The 21,311-nt window shown below is 63.9% G+C and carries 17 protein-coding genes and 1 pseudogene; 7 read left to right on the top strand and 11 right to left on the bottom strand.

The window, feature by feature from the left end:
* The first annotated feature begins 27 nt into the window (after positions 1 to 27).
* Entirely contained in the window at positions 28 to 228 is a 201-nt protein-coding gene (locus QF036_RS11170; RefSeq protein WP_307101787.1) for a hypothetical protein, read from the top strand.
* Positions 229 to 675: 447 nt separating this feature from the next.
* Here QF036_RS11170 and QF036_RS11165 read toward each other — a convergent pair whose 3' ends face one another.
* Positions 676 to 1,929, bottom strand: a complete 1,254-nt coding sequence (locus QF036_RS11165) for an MFS transporter (protein WP_307101785.1) — start codon at positions 1,927 to 1,929, stop codon at positions 676 to 678.
* Positions 1,930 to 2,034: 105 nt separating this feature from the next.
* Between QF036_RS11165 and QF036_RS11160 the strand changes: the two genes are divergently transcribed.
* On the top strand, positions 2,035 to 2,631 hold the full coding sequence (locus QF036_RS11160) for a TetR/AcrR family transcriptional regulator (protein WP_307101783.1): 597 nt from the start codon (positions 2,035 to 2,037) through the stop codon (positions 2,629 to 2,631).
* A gap of 641 nt (positions 2,632 to 3,272) precedes the next feature.
* Here QF036_RS11160 and QF036_RS11155 read toward each other — a convergent pair.
* The 7 genes from QF036_RS11155 to QF036_RS11125 form a co-directional block, all read right to left on the bottom strand.
* Complete coding sequence (locus QF036_RS11155) at positions 3,273 to 4,727, bottom strand: aromatic amino acid lyase (protein ID WP_307101781.1); 1,455 nt, start codon at positions 4,725 to 4,727, stop codon at positions 3,273 to 3,275.
* A gap of 88 nt (positions 4,728 to 4,815) precedes the next feature.
* Positions 4,816 to 6,501, bottom strand: a complete 1,686-nt coding sequence (locus QF036_RS11150) for a urocanate hydratase (protein WP_307101779.1) — start codon at positions 6,499 to 6,501, stop codon at positions 4,816 to 4,818.
* Between the two features lie 27 nt (positions 6,502 to 6,528).
* Positions 6,529 to 7,437, bottom strand: coding sequence for an ABC transporter substrate-binding protein (locus QF036_RS11145; RefSeq protein WP_307101777.1), 909 nt, complete (start codon positions 7,435 to 7,437; stop codon positions 6,529 to 6,531).
* Positions 7,438 to 7,537: 100 nt separating this feature from the next.
* A complete protein-coding gene (locus tag QF036_RS11140; RefSeq protein ID WP_307101775.1) occupies positions 7,538 to 8,254 on the bottom strand; it encodes an ABC transporter permease in 717 nt (238 codons plus the stop codon).
* A complete protein-coding gene (locus tag QF036_RS11135; RefSeq protein WP_307101773.1) occupies positions 8,251 to 8,901 on the bottom strand; it encodes an ABC transporter permease in 651 nt (216 codons plus the stop codon). The genes QF036_RS11140 and QF036_RS11135 overlap by 4 nt, the downstream gene beginning before the upstream one ends.
* Positions 8,898 to 10,004 (bottom strand): ABC transporter ATP-binding protein, encoded by a 1,107-nt coding sequence (locus QF036_RS11130; protein WP_307101771.1) that lies wholly within the window; start codon positions 10,002 to 10,004, stop codon positions 8,898 to 8,900. Before QF036_RS11130 ends, QF036_RS11135 begins: the two co-directional genes overlap by 4 nt.
* Positions 10,001 to 10,732 (bottom strand): IclR family transcriptional regulator, encoded by a 732-nt coding sequence (locus QF036_RS11125; protein WP_307101769.1) that lies wholly within the window; start codon positions 10,730 to 10,732, stop codon positions 10,001 to 10,003. The genes QF036_RS11130 and QF036_RS11125 overlap by 4 nt, the downstream gene beginning before the upstream one ends.
* A gap of 214 nt (positions 10,733 to 10,946) precedes the next feature.
* Here QF036_RS11125 and QF036_RS11120 point away from each other — a divergent pair, with 214 nt between their 5' ends.
* The 3 genes from QF036_RS11120 (at position 10,947) to QF036_RS11110 (ending at position 14,987) form a co-directional block, all read left to right on the top strand.
* A complete protein-coding gene (locus QF036_RS11120; RefSeq protein ID WP_307101767.1) occupies positions 10,947 to 12,146 on the top strand; it encodes an allantoate amidohydrolase in 1,200 nt (399 codons plus the stop codon).
* Positions 12,143 to 13,510 carry a formimidoylglutamate deiminase gene (locus QF036_RS11115; RefSeq protein ID WP_307101765.1) on the top strand — a complete coding sequence of 456 codons (1,368 nt, stop codon included), beginning with the start codon at positions 12,143 to 12,145 and terminating at the stop codon, positions 13,508 to 13,510. Before QF036_RS11120 ends, QF036_RS11115 begins: the two co-directional genes overlap by 4 nt.
* A gap of 1,333 nt (positions 13,511 to 14,843) precedes the next feature.
* Positions 14,844 to 14,987: a hypothetical protein gene (locus QF036_RS11110; protein WP_307101764.1), complete on the top strand. Its 144-nt coding sequence runs from the start codon at positions 14,844 to 14,846 to the stop codon at positions 14,985 to 14,987.
* Positions 14,988 to 15,161: 174 nt separating this feature from the next.
* On the opposite strand, the gene QF036_RS11105 is transcribed toward QF036_RS11110, so the two are convergent.
* Both QF036_RS11105 and QF036_RS11100 read right to left on the bottom strand, forming a co-directional pair.
* Positions 15,162 to 15,356, bottom strand: coding sequence for a hypothetical protein (locus QF036_RS11105; protein ID WP_307101763.1), 195 nt, complete (start codon positions 15,354 to 15,356; stop codon positions 15,162 to 15,164).
* A gap of 14 nt (positions 15,357 to 15,370) precedes the next feature.
* Positions 15,371 to 15,628: pseudogene (locus tag QF036_RS11100) on the bottom strand (IS21 family transposase); the annotation flags it as partial.
* A 646-nt stretch (positions 15,629 to 16,274) separates the two neighbouring features.
* Here QF036_RS11100 and QF036_RS11095 point away from each other — a divergent pair.
* Positions 16,275 to 17,093: a helix-turn-helix transcriptional regulator gene (locus QF036_RS11095; RefSeq protein ID WP_307101762.1), complete on the top strand. Its 819-nt coding sequence runs from the start codon at positions 16,275 to 16,277 to the stop codon at positions 17,091 to 17,093.
* A gap of 259 nt (positions 17,094 to 17,352) precedes the next feature.
* Positions 17,353 to 17,550: a hypothetical protein gene (locus tag QF036_RS11090; RefSeq protein ID WP_307101761.1), complete on the top strand. Its 198-nt coding sequence runs from the start codon at positions 17,353 to 17,355 to the stop codon at positions 17,548 to 17,550.
* A 150-nt stretch (positions 17,551 to 17,700) separates the two neighbouring features.
* Here the strand turns inward: QF036_RS11090 and QF036_RS11085 are convergent, their stop codons facing one another.
* Positions 17,701 to 20,823, bottom strand: a complete 3,123-nt coding sequence (locus QF036_RS11085; RefSeq protein ID WP_307101759.1) for a CBM96 family carbohydrate-binding protein — start codon at positions 20,821 to 20,823, stop codon at positions 17,701 to 17,703.
* Between the last annotated feature and the right edge of the window lie 488 nt (positions 20,824 to 21,311).

The following is a 21,311-nucleotide window of genomic DNA, read 5'->3' as shown; positions in this document are numbered from 1 at the left end:
CTTGGTTTTTCATGCAACCATGCGGCAATGAGGAGCGAGAAGGACGTCCTCGTCATCGTTGACAGGGCGAGGGAAGAGATGATTTACATCGGGCCTGACCACCCGTACTACCCATTGTTGTCGGACCTGGTTTCGACGATCCCGGACGCCTGGCAGCAGGGGTACAACAGCCACAAAGCCGGCAGGTCCAGCATCAATTCTTATCGCTGGAACGACACAGGATCATGACTGGGGCTTCCGGCCGCGCACCTCCTTCCGGGAACATCTCCCCACGGCACGGTTGGGGATCTTGCGGACTGAAGCTTGTGCGTCCGGTCTTGGTGTCAGGCTGGGGGCCGGCCCCTGCCTCCCCTGCTTTGATGTCTTGTTGTACAGCCCGTGATAAGAAAGGCGCGAGAAATGACTGAAGAGCAGCTTCCCGACAAAGAAGCCTGGAAATGCCCACAGGCGAGGAGGCCGGGGACAGGAACGATTAGGCAGGCCTCGGAGGGTCTCCACTGAGCCAATTCGATCCGGAGGACCCTGAGCACTGACTCCTGTCCGGTCCACGAGTGGTGAATGTCCTGCTCGCTGATGTGGACCCGCGCCACGTTCAGCGTGGCCCGCGAAAGGTCTGGCCTACTATGCCTGCGGCTGCTCCGCAAGAACCCGTGAGAACCGATAGCGGGTGTTACTTCACCTCTGTTGAAGATCACTCAGAGCTTCCCCCGGAACGGCCGACCGTGTCGGGGCAGCCTCTGCCGTGGCCTCCCGCCGTAGGAGTACTGCCTGGATGATGACGCTCAGGACGGCGAGGATAATGACGGCGGCGGCGTAGGTCTGCAGGGTGGGGACGAGTCCCCACCGGGGCGCGAGTTGGCCGGCGATGATGACGGGGACGCCGAAGGAGAGGTATGCGGCGGTGTAGATGCCGGAGAAGACGCCGGCGCGTTGGTGGGGCTGTACGTGCGGGGCGATCAGGCGGAGCTGTCCGCCGAAGGTGCCGCCGAAGCCGATTCCGCCAAGTGCCGCACCGATCCAGACTGCCGGCAGCCAGGTTTCGGTGACGCCCAGAAGGACCAGGATCATGCCGGCGAGGATGAGACTTGCCCCGATGAGGGTGCTGCGCCGTGCGGGGTGCCGGGCGAAGGCGAAGCCCGCGACCGCGGCGGCGAACGGGCCCAGGAAGGCTGTGAAGCCTGCAATCAGGCCGCCGTCCAGGCCGAAGTGGAGCCGGAGCACGGCCGGTGAGAGCCCGAGGAAGAGGGCCGGGAACATCCACCCTGCGATGTGCACGGGGACGCCCGCGAGAAATTCACCACGGATGTGGGCCGGGAAGCCAAGGCGCGGCGTAAGCGAGCGTAGCGCCCCGGGTCGCTTCGCAGCCGTCTCGGCAGTGAAGTGCACAAATATGATGCCCAGGACCATGACCCCTGTCAGGATGCTGAAAATGAGGGTGTTGGCGTCAGGGGTGAACTGGACCGCCGCCCCGGTCAGCAGCGCGCCGATCCCCAGGCCGCCTGCCACGGAGGCTCCGGCCAGCCCCCCGGCGAGCTTCTTCCGATGGGCGGGTGCATGCTCGGCGATGGCGGCGCTGAACGCGCTGGTCGCCAGCCCGGTGGCGAGGCCCTGGATGATGCGGGCGACGATGACCCAGGTGATGTCCGGCGCGGCCAGGAAGGCGAGCATTGATACGAGTTCACCGTAGAGGGCCATGAGCATGACCGGGCGCCGGCCTATGTGGTCAGGGAGTGAGCCGGCGACCAGGAGGGCCACTAACAGGCCGAAGGCGTAGACGGAAAAGGCGGCAGTGAGGGTGCCGGCCGAGAAGCCCCACTCCTGCTGGCGGAGCGAGAGCAAGGGCGTGGGCGCGCCGGCGGCGAAGAAGAACGCTGCGAAGACTGCAGCGATGCCGGCGAAGGCGGTGGTGGGTGGGACGGTGCGGGACAAGAAGGGCTCCTTTAGACAGAATGGTCTAACAGAAACCAGTTAGACAGATCTGTCTCAACAAGTCAACGTTTTTTTAGACAGATCTGTCTGATATCGTTTTGGGGTATGACCTCCTCGCCCCGGTCCCCTGCCCGGCAGCGCCTTCTGGATGCTGCCGATCGCCTCTTCTATGCCGAGGGTGTGCACACCGTGGGGATCGACCGGGTCATCGGCGAGGCCGGGGTCGCCAAGCGTTCACTCTTCTACAATTTCTCCGGCAAGGACGAGCTCATAGCTGCTTACCTCGCAGCTTGGGACCAGCGACGCCGTGAACGGATTGCCCGGCACCAGGAGAGCCTGGAAGATCCTGTAGAGAAACTGCTGGCCGTCTTTGATGCGCTGCACGAAGCGGTTCTCACGCCCGGTTACAACGGGTGCGCGTTCGCGAACGCAAACGCCGAAGCGCTCCCAGGAACTGTGGAGGCCGAAGCGCTGCGGACCTTCCGCGGCTGGCTGGCCAACATGTTCCTCGAACTCACCACTGAAGCCGGGTTTACCGACCCCAATGACGTCGCGGACCGCCTACGCCTGCTCTACGACGGAGCAGTGGCCAACTCCCAGCTCGACGGGCATCCGGACGCGGTCCGATTAGCCAAAGAACTTGCCCTCATGGTCCTCGACACCTCGCCGCGGGACCACGCAACCGGCGAAAATCCCTCCTGAACCTGCCTCTATCTAACCGGACCTAACGGACACGTCCGGCGGAGAGTCTATAGCCCGACAATAATGCGCCGCCGAGGGCAACAGCGAGGTGGCAGGTTCGGTCGAGGAGGGTTTGCGCCCAGGTCAGCGTGCTGGCGTGTGGCGAACGGCGCGGTGACAGCCTGCTCCCGTGAAACACCCGGGATTCCGGCGAGGGGTAGACGTCCCGTTCCAGCTCCCGACCTGCTCGTGTAAGAATTTTTCTTCGCCCGTTGGATGACGGGCCTGTCGGCCATTTGTCCTGCGATCTGCGCAGCGGCGCCCCCTGCGCGGACCACTGATTCCGCCCAGCTGATCTCGCCCTCTGTCGGCGTGGACGCTTGGGGCGACCGGCGCCAGTTGGGCCGGGTGGATGGACAGCTTTCCTCCGAAGCCGCAGCACGGGATGCCGCCACGAGTTGTGCACGCGCGTGATCCAGGAACGGTCTTCGGCGTAGATGTCGAGGCCGGCACAGCTGCTGACGCCGTAGCTGGAACCGCGCCAGCTTGACGGAACTCCATAGCGGCGTAAAAGGGGGCCTTAAGACCGAGGAGCGATCGGTGTGTCTAGGGGATCTGGTCGGACGGAAACTGAATCTGGCCTAGTTGTCACACTCGGTCCGTCACTTATGGGCGGTGAGCACGATATTCTCAGCTAGGGCGAGGTCGTGTCGAAGGTCGCGGTCTTCGATTGACTCGGGCAGGGCTTGCGCCACATCGAGGATTTTCCGGATTCTTTCAGAGTGGAGCTGTTGCGCTTCCGTGCCTTGCAGCCGTAGCGCACGGATTGCACAGATAAGCTCTATTGCTACCAGCTTTGATAGGGCGTCCGCGGTTGATTCCAGCTGCGCCGCAGCCAGGGTTGCGAAGCTGGCATCTTCTTCGGCGCCGAGGGACAACACAACGGTCTGAAGGCTCGCTGGCTGTGAGTTGACGCGAATCCGGCCGACGGCTGCTGCAGCAACGTACTCGAGCATCATGACACCGGATTGGCCGGAGTCGTCGGCGGCCAGGAAGCGGTTGAGACCTGTGTAAGCCGGATCGCACAGCAGCCCGATGCGGCGCAGGTTGACCGCCGAACCGGTCCCAAGGGCGATGTGCATCGAGTCGATGCGCCGCGCCAGATTCGTCATCTGAAACAGGCCGTGATGGGAAACCTCTTCTGTCTGGTCTGCGGAACCGCCGTGAATCATCGGGTTTTCATGGCCGGCAGTGACGAGGCGCTCGAGCAGCTTTTTGAGCAGACTGAGTTCCTCGGCCTGGGAGCCGTGGACCTGAGGGAGGGTCCGCAGGCTGTAGGGGTCTTGGATTCTTGCGGGTGGCCGGTGGCCCAGAACCAGTGATCGCATGGTTGCCGCCGCATCCGCGACGAATCTCGTGTCGGCCGCTGCAGCGACGGCGGGGCTGAACGCTTCCGGATTCCCCGACACCGCCAGGAAGGACAGGGCGCTGACCGTTTCCGCGTTGTAGAGGATACGTTCCAGTCGTTGATGTGCCAGCACGGTCTGGGCGATGGTGAGCGCGTTGGAGCTGATGAAGGGAAGGGCATTGCCTGATGTCCAGCCCTTGAGGGGTTCGTTGACCCTCCCTCCACCGAGTGTTGGGCGTTCCCCCAGCAGGGTCAGCGCAGTGCCGGCCAATGCCGGGAGGTCGGCTGTGCCGATGCCCCCGAAGTTGCGGACGTCCGGCAGTGTGTCGTCGTTGAGCATCGCCAGCAAAGCGAGCGGTATCGCCGGATCGATGCCCGAGGCGCCTGCAGCAAGCTGGGACAGCCTGATCAGCAGCATTGCCCGAACGGTTTCCCGGCTGAGGCTGGTACCGGCGTCCACCGCGTGGCTTCTGAGGAGGTTCAGCCCGTGAGCAGATGGTTCCGTGGAGGTTTGGAGAGCAACGTTGCGGTTCGCACCAACGCCGGTTGAGCGGCCGTAGACGGGCCTGCGCGACGAGGCGCTGAGAGCTGATTGGTGAGACCGGGCCATCCGCTGCAGCGCACTCTGGGACAGGCCCAGTTCCACACCCCCCGCAGCTACTCTGGCGATGTCGGAGAGCGGCAGGTGGACGCCGTTGATTTCTAGCATGGCATCGAGGCTTTCCTCTAAACCGGTGGCCGGGCTTGTCCAAATCCAAGTTTGGACAAGCCCGGCCGCCGCATTTGGCTGGTTAGTTTTAATTCATGGGGATGCGGACGCCGCGTTCCTTGGCGACGTCGACGGCGCGGTCGTAGCCGGCGTCGACATGCCGGATCACGCCCATGCCGGGGTCGTTGGTGAGGAGCCGCTCAAGCTTCTGCGCCGCGAGGTCGGTACCGTCGGCGACGGAAACCTGGCCTGCGTGGATGGAGCGGCCGATGCCCACTCCCCCGCCGTGGTGGATGGAAACCCAGGTGGCGCCGGAGGCGGTGTTGAGCAGTGCGTTGAGCAGCGGCCAGTCGGCGATGGCGTCGGAGCCGTCGGCCATAGCCTCGGTCTCGCGATACGGCGAGGCGACGGAGCCGGAGTCCAGGTGGTCGCGGCCGATCACGATGGGCGCCTTGACCTTGCCTTCCTTGACCAGCTGGTTGAACAGCAGACCCGCCTTGGCGCGTTCGCCGTAGCCGAGCCAGCAAATACGGGCCGGCAGGCCTTCGAACTCGACCCGCTCCCCGGCGGCGTCGATCCAGCGGTGCAGGTGCTTGTTCTCCGGGAAGAGTTCCTTGATGGCCTGGTCCGTGACGGCGATGTCCTCGGGGTCGCCGGAGAGTGCCACCCAGCGGAACGGGCCCAGGCCCTCGCAGAACAGCGGGCGGATGTAGGCCGGGACGAAGCCGGGGAACTCGAACGCCCGGCTGTAGCCGCCCTTGCGGGCCTCGTCGCGGATGGAGTTGCCGTAGTCGAACACCTCGGCGCCGGCATCCTGGAACTCGACCATGGCCTGGACGTGCTTGGCCATCGAGGCCTGGGCCTTCTTGGTGAAGCCCTCCGGATCAGCCTCGGCTTCGCGGTGCCACTCGTCCACGGAGATGCCCTCCGGCAGGTAGCTCAGGGGGTCATGCGCGGAGGTCTGGTCCGTGACAATGTCGATGGTCAGCTCGCCGGCCTTGTGGCGGCGCAGCAGTTCGGGGAAGACCTCGGCGGCGTTGCCCACATAGCCCACGGACCAGCCGCGGCGTTCTTCCTTGGCTTTGAGGACCTTGGCGATGGCGGCGTCGAGATCGGTCTCCACCTCGTCCAGGTAACGCTTGCCGGCCCGTCGGCGCAGGCGGGTCTCGTCGACGTCGACAATCAGGCAGGCGCCCTCGTTCAGGGTGACGGCGAGGGGCTGCGCGCCGCCCATGCCGCCGCAGCCGCCGGTCAGCGTCAGGGTCCCGGCGAGCGTGCCGTTCTCGTCCCCGGTCAGCTTGCGGGCGATCGCGGCGAAGGTCTCGAAGGTGCCCTGCAGGATGCCCTGGGTGCCGATGTAGATCCAGGAGCCGGCCGTCATCTGGCCGTACATCATCAGGCCCTCAGCCTCGAGCCGGCGGAATTCCGGCCACGTGGCCCAGTCACCGACGAGGTTGGAGTTGGCCAGCAGCACGCGCGGCGCCCATTCGTTGGTGCGGAAGACGCCGACGGGTTTGCCGGACTGAACCAGCAGGGTCTCGTCCTTGTCCATGGTTTCCAGGGTGCGGGTGATGGCATCGAACGCTGCCCAGCTGCGGACGGCCCGGCCGGTTCCGCCATAGACCACCAGGTCATCGGGGCGTTCGGCGACGTCGGGATCAAGGTTGTTCATGAGCATGCGCAGGGGTGCCTCGGTCTGCCAGGACTTGGCGGTGAGCTCGGTGCCGCGGGCTGCTTTGACCGGGCGGGCACCGGTGGTGAAATCGGCTTTCAATGTATTGCTCCTAATATTCTGCGCGACCTAGGCGAGGTTCTTGGACTTGAGCCAGTCCTTGGCGGTCTCACCGACGTCCTCGAACTTCGCCACCCGGCCGTTCATCTCGATCAGGTCTTCCGTGGTGAGCGCGGCGGAGACCTTGTCCAGGACCTCCTTGACGGTGGCCGTGGACTTCTTCTCGTTGATGACCGGGACGATGTTCTCGGACAGGAAGAGGTTCTTGTCGTCTTCGAGGGCAACCAGGTTGTTTGCGGCCAGCGCGGGGTCGGTGCTGAAGAGGTCGGCGACCTGTACCTGTCCGGAAAGGAGGGCGTTCAGCGTTAGGGGGCCGCCGGCGTCGAGCGCCGAGAATTCCTTGAATTCAAGACCGTAGACGGACTTCAGGCCGGCCACACCGTTGATGCGGGTCTTCCACTCCGGCGGGCCGCCAAGGACGAGCTCCTTGGCCACGGGCTGGAGGTCGCTGACGGACTTGAGGTTATGCTGGTCGGCCGTTTCCTTCTTGACGGCCAGGACGTCCTTGTCCTCTGCTTCGGAGGCGGTCAGCATGGTCAGTCCGGAGGGGATCTTGGCGGCCAGTTCCTTGGTTACCTCCTCGGATGTGACCGCCTTGGTGGCGGAATTGAGGTACTGCAGGAGGGCGCCGCCGTATTCGGGCATGAGGTCGATGGAGCCGTCCTTGAGGGCGGGGATGGTGACTTCACGGCTGCCGATGCTGGGCTTTTCGGTCACCTGGACGCCCTTGGCTTTGAGGGCTTCGGCGTAGATCTTGGCGATCAGCTGGCTTTCCGGGAAGTCCGCGGAGCCGACGATGATACTGTCGCCCGAGGCGGCGGTCTGGGTGTTTGAGCTGCTCATTGGATCCCCGCCGCAGGCGGTCAGGGCAAGGGCGGCAGCGGCCGCGAGGGTCATGCCGGTCAGGTACTTTTTCATGTCAATGCTCTCTGGGGGAGGCTGGCTCAGGGCATGCCGCGGCCAGGCTGGGTGGGTCTGGTGTCGGACGGCGGTTGGGAGGATGCTTGGGGGCGGTGGTTCAGACCGTGGCGGGGATTTTCACGGTGTCGGCCGCGGCGGCGGTCTTGACGAGGCGCCGGGTGAGTCCTGGTGAGACGATCCGGCGGGTGATGATGGCGAGCAACTGGTCGAAGAACAAGGCCATCAGGGCCACCAGCACGGCGCCGGCAACCATCTGGCTGTAGTCGTTCTGGGCCTTGCCGTCGATCAGCAGGCGGCCGAGGCCGCCGAGCGAAATGTAGGCGGCGATGGTCGCCGTCGAGATGATTTGCAGCAGTGCGCTGCGGACGCCGGACAGCACCAGCGGGAGTGAGCAGGGAAGCTGAACATCCGTGAGGATCTTCGTGGTGCGGAAGCCCATGCCCTTGGCGGCGTCGACGGCGGCCGCATCCACTGCGCGGATGCCGGCATAGGTGTTGGTCAGGATGGGCGGCACAGCGAGCAGCACCAGCACGATGAGGCTCGGCAGAATGTAGCCCATCTTGGACGGGAAGGCCGGCGAGATCAGCAGCACGAGCAGGATCAGCAGACCCACGCTGGGGAGGGCGCGGAGGGCATTGGCGAGGCCGGCGATCAGGAACACGCCCTTGCCGGTGACGCCGATGTAGATGCCGACCGGAATGGCGATAGCGGCAGCGATGGCGAGGGCAATGACGGAGTAGAGCAGGTGCTCGCCGATCAGGTTGGGGATGCCGTCGGCGCCGGTCCAGTGCGCGGGGTCGAACAAGTAGTTCATGATGCCACCACCTTGGGGGTCCACGGTGTCAGCCACCGGTTGAGGAGAATGATCAGCCCGTCAAGGATCATCGCGAGGACCACGCAGAGGATGATGCCGGCGATGATCGGGGTGAAGAACCGCAGCTGGAAGCCCTGGGTGAAGAGGGAACCGAGCTGCGGGATGCCCAGCAGTGCGGCCACGGACACGAGGCTCACGTTGGAGACTGCGGCCACACGTAGGCCGGCAGCGATGACCGGGACGCCCACGGGAAGCTCGACCTTGACGAGGCTCTGGTAGCCGCGGTAGCCCATGGCCTTTGCGGCCTGGACGGTGTCCTCGGGCACGGAATCGAGGGCGTCGGCCACCACGCGGACCAGGAGGGCCACGGTATAGATGGTCAGCGCGGCCACGATGTTGAGGGGGTCCAGGATCTTGGTGCCCAGCACCAGCGGCAGCAGCACGAACAGTGCCAGCGAGGGCACGGTGTAGAGCAGGCCCGCGATGCCCACCAGGAGGGGGTAGATCCGGCGGCTGCGGTGTGCCCACCAGCCCAGGGGCAAGGCAATCAAGAGGCCAAGGACCAGAGGGGTGACGGCCAGCAGCACATGCCAGCCGAGCAGGAACACAATGTTGTCGAACTGGCGGCCCAGCCATTCCATGTTCATCGGGCCGTCTCCAGATGCGGTTCGGCCTCGATGGCTTTTACGATGTCGGAGGCAGTGACCGTGCCGATGAGCTCGCCGCGGTCATTGACGACGACGCCGCGGCGGCTGGGTGAGGACAGCGCGGCGTCAAGCAGCTGGCGCATGGTCCCGGACGATGTCGCGGACGTGCCGCTGAGGTTCACATGCTCCCGCTTCAGCTCGCCGGTGATCAGCTCGGGCTGTGCCCAGCCAAGCGGCTTCCGTCCGCCGTCGACCACCAGGACCCACGCGCCGGACGCCTTTGCGTGCGCCTCCGCGCCGGAGGCTCCGAGCTGAACCACTGCCTCTTCGCTGACCGTAACGGTTCCAGCCACGTTGGAGAAGCCGAGGGAACGGTAGCCCCGGTCGCGTCCGACGAAGTCGGCCACGAATTCGTCCGCCGGCGAGGTCAGCAGCTCCGACGGCGTGGCCATCTGGGCGAGCTTTCCGCCGACGCGCATCACTGCCACCTGGTCCCCGAGCTTCAGGGCCTCGTCGATGTCGTGGGTAACCATGATGATGGTCTTGCCTATTTCACGCTGCAAGCGGAGGAACTCGTCCTGGAGCTGCGCACGGACCACGGGGTCCACAGCGCTGAAGGGTTCGTCCATCAGCATGAAGGCAGGGTCCGATGCCAAGGCGCGGGCCACGCCAACACGCTGCTGCTGGCCGCCCGAGAGCTGCCAGGGGTAGCGTTTGGCGAAGTTCGCGGGAAGGCCGACCCGTTCCATGAGCTCAAGGGCCTTCATGCGGGCCTTCTGCCGGCTCTCTCCGAGCAGCACCGGCATGGTTGCGACGTTATCCACGATGGTGCGGTGCGGGAACAGTCCGGCGTGCTGGATGACATACCCGATCCGGCGGCGGAGCAACGCTGCATCCATGCCGGAAGTTGGCTCGTCATCCAGGTAGATGGTGCCGCTGGTGGGCTCGATCAGGCGGTTGATCATCCGCAGGGACGTGGTCTTGCCGCAGCCCGAAGGCCCGACGAGAATGGTCAGCTTCCCGGTAGGGGCTTCAAGGTTCAACCCGTCGACGGCAACCGTGCCGTCCGGGTAGGCCTTGGTGACATTTTCAAACTTAATCATTTCTCTTCCATGCTTTCCTGGGGCCGTTCATGGTCTCCGCAGGGCTCGGTGAGGATGTTGCCGGCCACCTTCACGAGCTCCTCGCCAATGGTCACGGCCTTCGCCTCGTCCAGCCGGTAGCTGGGTACCACGATGCTCAGGGCGGCCACGGTGCGGCCACCAATCACGATCGGTGCGGCGACGGCTGTGATGTCGTCTTCAACGCCGCTTCGCACTATCGCGAAGCCGCGGTCCGGCTGGCCGCCTGTCAGGACCTGCCCGGCGGCCGACCCTTCCAGCGGAATGCTCCTGCCCACCCAGCTGGCATGCCGGACCGAGCGGGTGCCTTCGACAATTGCTATGTAGATTCCGGTGTCCCCAGGACCGGGAATGCTGAGATAGCAGGACTCCCCCGTCTTGGCCACCAGCCGCTTCATATGCGGCGTGCAAAGCGAAACCAGTGACTCTTGGCCCAACGCCAGGGCGCCAAGCTGGATGACACTTGCACCGGGACGGAAGTTTCCAGCCGGATCCCGTGAAACGAAACCGCTGCCCTCCAGAGTGCGCAGGAGGCGAAGGGCCGTGCTTGCTGACAGGTCGACGACGCGGGCTGCGTCGCTCAGGGTGAGGGATCCGTCAGTACACACTGCACTGAGCAGCGCCAACGCCCTCTCAACCGTCCGTGTTGAAGAATCTGCGGCCACTACTTGACCCACTTTCACGTGGTCGGAATCACTTTGTCTTGCCATCAAGTAAAAATCAACTTTCATCGAATGGCAATAGATGCCTTCATATTTCACGGGTTCTTCATCAGCCCGTGGTTAATCGAGGCCGTGTGCAACGGTCCCGTTTCGGGCATGTGGCGGACCTGTTAACTGTCCGGCGCCCCCGCAGCGATCCCTTGCCATGCAGTGAAAGGTCGTTTTTACTTGATGGCAGTTCACATGAAAAGCGGAGGTTCAATTGGAAACCGTCAATCAGCTCCTTGACTCGATCAAGGACGTGGGCCGCGACGCGGTGCGCGGAGGCTATTCCCGAGCCGTCTACTCGACGGCGGAACTCGATCTAAGGGCGTGGTTCGTCGAACAGGCGCTCCAGCGCGGGCTCGCCGTCGAGACCGACCGCAACGGCATCATCTGGGCCTGGTGGGGCAAACCCCAGGACGGCGCCCTGGTCACGGGAAGCCATCTCGATTCAGTACCCGGCGGCGGCGCCTTCGACGGCCCGCTCGGCATCGCTTCGGCACTCGCCGCCGTCGACATCCTTCTGGCCCGCGGAAAGGTGCCGAACCGGTCTCTGGCCGTCACAGTGTTCCCGGAAGAGGAAGGCTCCCGCTTCGGGGTCGCCTGCCTCGGATCGCGCCTTCTCACCGGAGCCATTGACGTCGATAAGGCCCGGAACCTGCGTGACGGCGACGGCAACACCTTCGCGGACGTCGCACGGTTGAACGGCCTGGATCCCCTGCACGTCGGTCCGGATCCCCAGGCCCTGGCCCGGATCGGCGACTTTGTCGAACTGCACGTGGAGCAGGGCAAGGGCCTGGGGACGGGCGGCCCGGCCATCGCCGTCGGAAGTTCCATCCTGGGTCACGGCCGCTGGAAGCTGAGCATCGGCGGCCAGGGAAACCACGCCGGGACCACGCTGATGGCGGATCGTGCTGATCCGATGGTCGCAGCAGCACAGATCATCGTCGCCGTACGTGACGCCGCCGCAGCTCAGCCGGATGCGCGTGCCACAGTTGGTCGTCTGCTGCCGGTGCCCGGCGGAACCAACGTCATTGCCTCGCGCGTGGACATGTGGCTCGACGCCCGACACCCCGACGACGCCGTGACCGCCCGGCTGATCGAATCGATCTACGGCGCCGCCCAGCAGATAGCAGCCGGGGAAGGATGCTCCGTTTCCCTCACCGAGGAGTCCTACAGCGACACTGTCCATTTCGATCCCGGCCTGACCCGGCGGATCAGCGGGATCCTGCCCGGCGCTCCGCTGCTGGCGACCGGTGCCGGCCACGACGCCGGCGTGCTCGCCGCCTATGTGCCGTCTGCGATGCTCTTCGTCCGCAATCCCAGCGGCATCTCGCATTCCCCCGAAGAGTATGTCGCCGACGAGGACGCCAACACCGGCGTCGAGGCCCTGGCGGATGTCCTGGAGGGCCTCCTGTGACCGGGTTCTGGTGCGAGTCGGCCGTTGTGGGCAGCGACGGTGTCCCCGGCGAAGCCGACGGCGGTCCCGCCGTACTCGAATCGGTGCGGCTGGATGTACGGGACGGCCGCATTGCAGCGCTGACACCGGGTGCGGAAGCGCAGCCCGGCGACCACATATTGAAGGGGGTCGTCTTTCCGGCTGCCGCCAACGCCCACTCCCACGCTTTCCACAGGATCCTGCGCGGGCGGACGCATGACGGACGCGGCGATTTTTGGGTGTGGCGGGAGCAGATGTACCGGAGCGCCGCCGAGCTGACGCCGCAGACCTACGAAAAGCTCGCCAGTGCCGTGTTCGCGGAAATGGTGGTTGCCGGCTTCAGCAGCGTGGCCGAGTTCCACTATGTCCACAACCAGCAGGGCGGGGCTCCCTACGCGGAACCCCATGCCATGGAACTGGCCCTGGCGAGGGCGGCCATGACGGCGGGGATCCGCCTGACACTACTGGACACGCTCTATCTGGCGGGAGGGATTGGTTCGCCGCTGAGCCCGGAACAGGCGCGGTTCGGCGACGCCAACGTCCAGTCCTGGCTGGAGAGGCTCGCTTCGCTTCGGAAGGAAATCGCGCAAAGCTTTCCCGCGGAGATGGTCGGGGTGGGGGCCGCGTTGCATTCCGTGCGCGGCGTCCCCGACAAGGACCTGGCGGTTGTGGCCGCGCACCTGCCCGAGGATATGCCCCTTCACATCCACCTCAGCGAACAGCCAGCCGAGAACGAAGCATGCCAGACGGCCTATGGCGTCACGCCTACGGGCCTGTTGGAGCGGCACGGCCTACTTTCAGGGCGGCTCTCGGCCGTCCATTCCACCCACCTGACGCCTGGCGATATCGCCATGCTCGGCAACGCCGGCGCCACGGTAGTAATGTGTCCCAGCACCGAAGCAGACCTCGCCGACGGGATCGGCCCGGCCCGCACTTTGTCCGACGCCGGCGCCGCCATAGCACTGGGTACAGACCAGCACGCGGTTATCGACCCGTGGGTGGAAATGCGCATGCTGGAGCACGGTGAGCGGCTCGGTTCCGGTCAGCGCGGCAGGTTCTCCCCGCAGGAACTGCTGCATGCCGCTACCAACGGGGCCGTCCGATCCATGGCAACGCCCATCGCTGCCTCTGCCCTGGCGGTCGGCGCGGTCTGCGACCTGATGGCCGTGGATCCCGATTCGACCCGAACCGCTGGATCCAAGCCTCTGCAGTTCGCGTTCAGCGCCACGGCCAGCGACGTCACCGACGTCGTCATTGCGGGCCGATTGGTCGCTTCAAAGGGCGTCCACTTGCGACTTGGCACACCGGGCACGCTTCTCACGGACGCGCTGAAGGAGTTCTCCTAGGAGCGAGGGCACGGGCCCAAGGGTCACTGTCAGCTGGACCCTTGTTCTCGGGCACAACTCCGCCTTACTGCGCCGTCTTGTAACCGGCGGCATCTCACCGAAATGCCTCGCAAGCTCTCGGCTTACCGACCAACACTCCGACCAGGATCAGCTTGAAGTACACCCCAACCTGACGTCAGGCTGCCACTCAAAGGCCCTCAGATTAGCGTCCCTGTTCCTTATTGCTGACGCACCCTTCCGAAGGCCCTGAATTTCAACCTGACACTTCCGGCTTGTTCCCGGCACCCGGCGACGGCGGGAGTCACGTGTGGGTTTGGGTCACTGAGGCCGTGTCAGTGAATCACCCTTGCGTCATGCAGTCATCCAGCAGGTTGGCCATGAAGGAATATGAAAGACCAGCCAGGCGGAAACCTCATTTCCGGACGCCGCGCCAAAAAACCTCCACCGCATCATGCAGTAGACGCCGAAGGTAACCATGAACAGGCAACGACGCGAAAACCAGAGACGCACGGAAGAAAGGTGGCGTGAGCTTCATGAGCCAAATCCACGGCAATACCGGCTCCCAGTCGGCCACGGTGATGCGCCCCAGAGCATCTGCGGGAGTCCGGCGGAACCGATTCCCGAAAAACTCGATACAAGTCATGTCGGACTCCCCCGGACCCACCATGAACAGGCACAACAGCAACCACGAAGCGAAAAGGAGAAGCCAGGTGAACACCCAAAGACCAGGAAAAGAAGCCCGAGCAGAAATTTTCTCAGGTCATGTTGCCCCAGCCAGTTACGTCCATGAACAGGTAACAAGCACCAAGACCGCCGACCCGGGAACGAAGGAGCCAGCCCGCGACACCACCGGCCACCAATGAAAAAGGCCCCCGAAGGGGCCCTTCAAAACACAATTTGTCCACACTCAGAGGCTCAAAAGCCGCTGAACAGGGAAAACACGTGCCCGAGGTGGGACTCGAACCGGGCTCCAACCCTTGAAATCCGCCCTCCCCCGAAAACATTCCCAGTCCGGCCCGGTCCGATCCCGGTACAACCGAATCCGAAGCCCAGGGTGTGGACAGTGTCCACACCCTCTTTTGTGAGCACTTCGAGCCCCAAACCATCCGAGTGTGATGATCCTTTTGCTGCCCTGGGAATCCCTCTCCTCCATCACCAGCAGCCGCGGCGGAGGCCAACTGCGACGAGACGACATTCCCGGGCTCAACCGGAACCCGACTCGCGAAATGGGCCGAGCAGTGATGTGCGGACCAAGCCGAGGACTGGAATCCATTGACCGTCATAGCGTTGCGACCTCCCTTCAACCATCTCATGGGCGCAGACAGAGGAGAGCATGACCAGGACTTCGCTCCATAGAGCACGGAACATCCATCAAGCCATGGCCATCCAGCACGACGAAATCGCCATTATCGGCGTTTTGAGTGCGCTGTCATTGGACGGGAGAATCACGCGCCTGCTTGGCCTCCGCCTGTCGTGATGTGAACTCCAAGTCCAATTTCATCCATGCCAGGTGAACTCCGATTCAGACCATCATGATCAGTCTGGTTGGGTATGCAGCTGTTTCGCACGCTGAGGGCGACCCTCTCATGAGACTCATAGATGGTGTCGCTGCAGCGATATGTCGACCGTGGACGGGCCGGCAGCCGGCCTTTCAGCCTGCGGCGGCCTGCAGCTCGCCCTGCACCAGGTCCCCGACATACCGGGAGCAAAAATCACTCATGTGGTCGCGCAGGGCGTCGGCAGCCTTGTCTTCCACGCCGGACTCCATGGCTTCGACGATCTGGATGTGTTCGTCAAAGCGCATGCGGCCGCTGGCCTTGTCGGGCCCGGCTGCGATGATCATCATTTCGATCTGGCCGATGAGGTTGCCTTGGCATGAACGACATCGGCGCGGATCCGGCCCTTGGACTTTTCGACCCATTCCTCGATCTTCGGCAGCCACGCATCGGTGACCCTGGGCCGGTCGGGCACGGCCCCCGGTGCACGGCCGGCATCGCGGGCCTGCACGGGCCGGTCGACGGTGTGGTGGGAACAACCTGACAGCTCCGCTGCAGCGCGCAGCGACTTGGTCAGATCATAGGCAGCAAGAATTTTCACGGTTTCTAGGGCATCCTTCATTCAGGGCCTCTTCCTGTCAGCGGATTCGATTCGACACCGAAATCCAAACGGGAAGAGGCCCCCGCCGTCTTACGACACGGCGGGATAAGCGAACAATGCGGGCAAACCAATCGGCCACAGCTGGGCAGAACTCATGGCCATACGTGGGCAGTCCCGGTGGCCATCAGGCGAGCAATTCCGTGGCCATCTACGGGCAGTTTTTCATGGCCGCCAACAATGGTTCCAGGGGCTGACTATAAGGGCCAGTTCGATTTGGCAAAGAAACGGCTCTGCGACCCGGAAATCACTGATACCCGCGAAAACTTTGTTCGCCTCACAGAGCTGTTTAATGCGCAGGGCTCCGGTTTGGTGCGAGTGGCAATCGCTTACGGCTGCCCAGAGCGGCTAGACGCAGCTTGGGGTCACATCGACATCGACTAGAGCACTCCGCTCGACAGCAACCCCGTGCGTGTGAGGGGCATGCGGAGTTGCTTTGGGACGTGATGGGTATGTACGCGTACACGGGGTTGGTTTCGAGGTCGCTGCTCTTAGGGCAATGGGACCACACAGTTGACCACGCAACCGAAGCTGTCCTGGAGCGACCCCGGCCTGCTGCAGAAGCAATTTCCTGTGTCGTCCAAGACCCGCGCGGGTCTAAAATGCGCGGGTGGAGCATAACGACGCGCAGTACCGCACATGGCTGGAGCTCGTTGGAGACATTCTTCAACAGCCGGCAGGCGCGTCCATGCGGCACGAGGAGCAGCTGCTCGATCTCCTCACAGAGTCTTTCAACGGCGCATGCACCACGCGCAATTGGGTGAGCCAAAAATGGCAGGACCATGTCATCGCGTGCTGGCCGTGGGATTACCTTCCTGTTGGCCCACCCGGGGACTTTACAGTCGACGCGACCACGCAACCGCTGCTGCGGTGGTATGCACTCACGGACCAAGCAAAGCCGCGTTCCCTGGGACGGGTACCTGCGGCTGTGGCCGGTAACCGGCTAAAGCAGGAATGGGACGAAATCGTCCGGCCTTGGGGCGTCAGCATGGCGCTGGCTATACCGGCACAGATGGAAGACAGCGACCACAGTGCATACGTGATCTCACGCCCTGACCGTGACTTCACCGACCAGGAACTGGACCTGGCCTTCCTGCTGCAACCCATCCTGGCCGGCCTTGCCCGCCATCTTGCGTTGGCGTCAATCACCGACAACACATCCGTGCCGGCTTCTGACTGCAGGTTGACCGTTAGGGAAGTGTCCATCGTGACTCTGCTCAGCAGCGGCCTGACGGCGCAGAGCCTGGCGAGGCGGCTGAGCATTTCGCCCCGCACGGCAGAGAAGCATCTGGAAAACATCTACCGCAAACTCGACGTTGGTGATCGGCTGATGGCAGTACGACGGGCGTATGAAATGGGCCTACTGACGCCACCGGCCGCCAGCATCCAGCTGAACCGTTCCGGCCACCCGCCCGGCGGCCTCAGATAAGACCCGTGGTGATTGCTTGACCCACCCGGACGCAGGGACATGGCAAGATAGTCAGTAAGCTTACTATCTTCGGAAGGATGCCTTGATGCAGATGGCCGACCCTGGACTGAGGGCCAGATGAGATGATGGGCGTCGCCGAGATGCTCGCCCACGAGAAGCCGCAGCTGCTGGAATATAGCCTGCGGCTCGACGGCGACTTGCTCGTCCTGTCCTCCATGACGGTGGAGCCCAGGTTCCGGGTAACCGCACCGGGCACGCCATGCTCCGGGCCATCCTGGGGACCATCGGCCGCAACACGGCGCTGGTCATCCTGGAGGCCGCTCCCATGCTCGATGACGATGCCCCGATGGAAGGGTCGCCGCAGCACGTGGCGGCCAAGGAGAAGCTGCGTCGGTACTGGATGGACTTCGGGTTCCGGGAGGCGGCCGGGGACTACCTCTACTTCGAGGCCGCTTGATGCCAAGGCCCACCGAATATCGGCCGCGCGACCGGCTCGCATCCTGATCCGCCGCCGATGACGTCCCGGAGGCAACGAAGCGTCCCCGGCCTGCACGCCGGGGACGCTTCCCATGCCGCTCTGCGATGATTTGGAGGGTTTGGCCTCTACCTACTGGCTGAGGGTGAGCACCAGTTTGGGTGCGGTTGTGGTCCCGGCTTCCTTGGAGCTGAGTTCCAGGCCGTCACTGCTGGCGGTGTCCATGCCCAGGGAGAGCAGCTGGCCGAGCTCGGCGGTCAGGCCGCTGACGGTCAACGGAACGCTGAGGTTCGTATTGGCCGTTGTCGGGCCGAATGTGCCGATGCCGGTGCCCAGTGCCGGACGGTTGTTGAAAGTGATCCCACCCTCGGTCCAGGTGTCGATGGTGACCAGTTTGACGTTCTGCGTACCCGTGGACGGGTTCCCGCCAACGCGCAGCTGCAGTACCGCGCTCTGCAGGGTCCTGCCCGCATATGGTGACAGGTCGAACTTCAGGTACGTGGCCTCCACAGGGCTGGCATCGACGCGCAGGATGTTGGCCGTGCCAAAGTTCGTCCCCGCCGAACCACTCGAAACATAGCTGTCAGCGGTGGGCGTCAGCGTCACAGTCTCGGATGTGCCGCCGGCAGCAGCCGTGGTGAAGGTCCAGGTCCTGTCCGATACCAAAGCGTTCCCGGCAACATCCTTCACCCCGCCGGCGCCACCCTTGATCGTCGCCGTATACGTTGCACCCGCCGCCAGGTCCGCATCCGGGTTCAACGTCGCAACCCTATCCGTGCTGTTGTAGGTCACAGCGGCGGGGACCGCCGTCGTTCCCGCTTGCAGCGTGAACGTGGCCGACGTGATCGTGGCCGCATCCATCGCCTCCGAGAACGTCCCTGTCACGTTCGCCGCCACGGCCACACCAGTCGCACCGCCAGCCGGAGACGTACCCGTCACCGTCGGAGCCGTCGTATCACCACCACCGCCGCCGGGGCTGAGGGTGAGCACCAGTTTGGGTGCGGTTGTGGTCCCGGCTTCCTTGGAGCTGAGTTCCAGGCCGTCACTGCTGGCGGTGTCCATGCCCAGGGAGAGCAGCTGGCCGAGCTCGGCGGTCAGGCCGCTGACGGTCAACGGAACGCTGAGGTTCGTATTGGCCGTTGTCGGGCCGAATGTGCCGATGCCGGTGCCCAGTGCCGGACGGTTGTTGAAAGTGATCCCACCCTCGGTCCAGGTGTCGATGGTGACCAGTTTGACGTTCTGCGTACCCGTGGACGGGTTCCCGCCAACGCGCAGCTGCAGTACCGCGCTCTGCAGGGTCCTGCCCGCATATGGTGACAGGTCGAACTTCAGGTACGTGGCCTCCACAGGGCTGGCATCGACGCGCAGGATGTTGGCCGTGCCAAAGTTCGTCCCCGCCGAACCACTCGAAACATAGCTGTCAGCGGTGGGCGTCAGCGTCACAGTCTCGGATGTGCCGCCGGCAGCAGCCGTGGTGAAGGTCCAGGTCCTGTCCGATACCAAAGCGTTCCCGGCAACATCCTTCACCCCGCCGGCGCCACCCTTGATCGTCGCCGTATACGTTGCACCCGCCGCCAGGTCCGCATCCGGGTTCAACGTCGCAACCCTATCCGTGCTGTTGTAGGTCACAGCGGCGGGCACCGCCGTCGTTCCCGCTTGCAGCGTGAACGTGGCCGACGTGATCGTGGCCGCATCCATCGCCTCCGAGAACGTCCCTGTCACGTTCGCCGCCACGGCCACACCAGTCGCACCGCCAGCCGGAGACGTACCCGTCACCGTCGGAGCCGTCGTATCGCCAGGCGGCGGCGGGGTCGTGCCCGAGGCCCTCGAACCGCTGTCTGTTTGCATCCCGCCAAGGACAGGGCGGAACTCCCAGGTGTAGGAGCCGTCAGGTTTGAGGCTCATCCTCAGGTGGCCCCACGTGTCGCTGAACTTCCTCTGAACGTAGGCAGGGTTGCTGGTGAAGGACCGTAAGCCGATGCCGCCGGTGGACACCTGGAACTGCTGCATCCCGTCCGTGACGCACTGGTCCGCGTTGTTGACCGGGCAGGTCCGCTCGTAATTGTGCTGTGAACCGGAAAGGAGCACCTTGACCCGGTTCGCCCAGAACATGTCGATCCAAGGCTTGGCCTGAGTGAAGCGGGTATGTGCCGATGTGTCTGATGTGAAGTACGGGTCGTGGTAGACAACAGCCAGATGCCTCCCGGCCGTTGTCGCCGCCTTCATATCGGCGTCCATCTCGGCGGTCATGGCCTGTGCCCTTGTGGCGTTGTACAGCCATGCAGCCGTCGGGGCAAACACAATGTGCCAGTTGCCCTGATCAGTTGCGTACCACTCAAGCGCGTCCTGGAATCGGCCCAACGTGGTGCTGGTTGCGCTTTTCGTCGTGGACACACATTCACCGTTCATGAACCTGTCCAGGTCATCGTTGACACCCGGTTGTATGTCGTGGCCCGGCCCGGCCGTCCAGAACGTCTTGGCTTTCACCCCACCCCATAAGCTGTTCCACGCCGGCAGGGCCGAACAGGTGCCCTTGTCGTACTGGAAGTCACCGATACCGATGAAATTGTGCAGTGACCCATCGTTGAGGCCAGCGGCGATACTGGCAGCGTTCCTGCCCGATGCGGAGGTGGTGGATGTGTTTCCCGACGGGTTCATGTCACCTACGGCAGCGAACTCGAAGGAGTCGGCTGTTCCTGGCGGTGGTGTTGTGGGCGGGGTCGGAGGCGGCGGTGGGGTCGTTCCGTCCGTCGTTAGGACCAGCTGCGGCCAGTGGGTGGTGTCGGCCACTTCCCTGGACGCGTAGATGACAGCGTCAGAGGAAGTGTTGTCGATGCGGAAGGAATAGGTGCCGTCACCCTTGATGACGCTGAAGACATCGACGTCGACAAACGTGTTCATAGAGGCAGACCCGACCGAGGCAATCACGGTAGAGTCAGCCGCCGGCGCGTTGGACCAGTTGATGGTGTTTTCGGCCCAGGTGGTGTTCTGCACCCGTCGGAACTGGCCGCCAAGGGTGGACGGATCGGAGATGAAGAGCCGCAGCTTGGCGCCGGTGACAGTGCTCCCGGTGCCGGCGACCGTAAATTTGAGGAACGACATCTCGACCGGCGAGTTATCTGCCTTCAGACCGATCGCAGTGCCGTAATTGGTATTCGGCGTGTCCTTTTTGACCACCGCGTCCGCGGAAGGACCGATCGTGACGGTGGCTGCCTGTGCAGTCCCGCCAATGAATGAAATAGCGGAGACAAACAAAGTTGTCGTGATCGTTGCTGCTAACCACTTGGCCGTTGAAACTCCGCGCCGATGGCGCGACCTTCCGATTCTTTCCCGGCAAGCAGCGATGTCTGATCTGGAACGCATCAGGGACTCCTTTGTCCGATGAGCGCATCACCGTTGATGCGTCCGTACAACGTAGCCCGATGCCATTGAGAAACAGTGGGGAAGTCTGAATTTTACCTGTGAAAGCCCTAGTCCTACGCCAGGTAGGTCCCCCTCAATATCTTCCTGCTTCCCCGAAAGTAGAGGCACCGGGAGAGGAATGCCCCACCCTGAAATAGGGGACCCTCCGTGGGGCTGCAAGCAGCCCAGCAGGGCTGTGCATTCCAGCTGCGTCGGAATCCAGAGCGTGCCGGATGGCGTGGCGAGGCACGGATTACCCCATGCCAGCAGGTCCAGCCCAAGCACCGGGGGCGCCGGTCCCACCACCGCCACGGTCATCATCCTTACCGCAGAGTCGGCAG

Origin of the sequence: Arthrobacter globiformis (assembly GCF_030817195.1) — a bacterium.
In the GTDB taxonomy this organism is placed as follows: Bacteria; Actinomycetota; Actinomycetes; order Actinomycetales; family Micrococcaceae; genus Arthrobacter; species Arthrobacter globiformis_D.
The sequence above is the reverse complement of the archived record's forward strand: the minus strand, read 5'-3'. Positions and strand labels throughout refer to the sequence as shown.

Excerpts from the sequence above, each read along its gene's own strand:
- QF036_RS11125 (WP_307101769.1), bottom strand. The coding sequence starts at position 10,732 with ATGGCAAGACAAAGTGATTCCGACCACGTGAAAGTGGGTCAAGTAGTG.
- QF036_RS11155 (WP_307101781.1), bottom strand. The coding sequence starts at position 4,727 with ATGCTAGAAATCAACGGCGTCCACCTGCCGCTCTCCGACATCGCCAGA.
- QF036_RS11130 (WP_307101771.1), bottom strand. The coding sequence starts at position 10,004 with ATGATTAAGTTTGAAAATGTCACCAAGGCCTACCCGGACGGCACGGTT.
- QF036_RS11090 (WP_307101761.1), top strand. The coding sequence starts at position 17,353 with ATGCTCCGGGCCATCCTGGGGACCATCGGCCGCAACACGGCGCTGGTC.
- QF036_RS11135 (WP_307101773.1), bottom strand. The coding sequence starts at position 8,901 with ATGAACATGGAATGGCTGGGCCGCCAGTTCGACAACATTGTGTTCCTG.
- QF036_RS11105 (WP_307101763.1), bottom strand. The coding sequence starts at position 15,356 with ATGATGATCATCGCAGCCGGGCCCGACAAGGCCAGCGGCCGCATGCGC.
- QF036_RS11145 (WP_307101777.1), bottom strand. The coding sequence starts at position 7,437 with ATGAAAAAGTACCTGACCGGCATGACCCTCGCGGCCGCTGCCGCCCTT.
- QF036_RS11110 (WP_307101764.1), top strand. The coding sequence starts at position 14,844 with ATGACCAGGACTTCGCTCCATAGAGCACGGAACATCCATCAAGCCATG.
- QF036_RS11140 (WP_307101775.1), bottom strand. The coding sequence starts at position 8,254 with ATGAACTACTTGTTCGACCCCGCGCACTGGACCGGCGCCGACGGCATC.
- QF036_RS11170 (WP_307101787.1), top strand. The coding sequence starts at position 28 with ATGAGGAGCGAGAAGGACGTCCTCGTCATCGTTGACAGGGCGAGGGAA.
- QF036_RS11160 (WP_307101783.1), top strand. The coding sequence starts at position 2,035 with ATGACCTCCTCGCCCCGGTCCCCTGCCCGGCAGCGCCTTCTGGATGCT.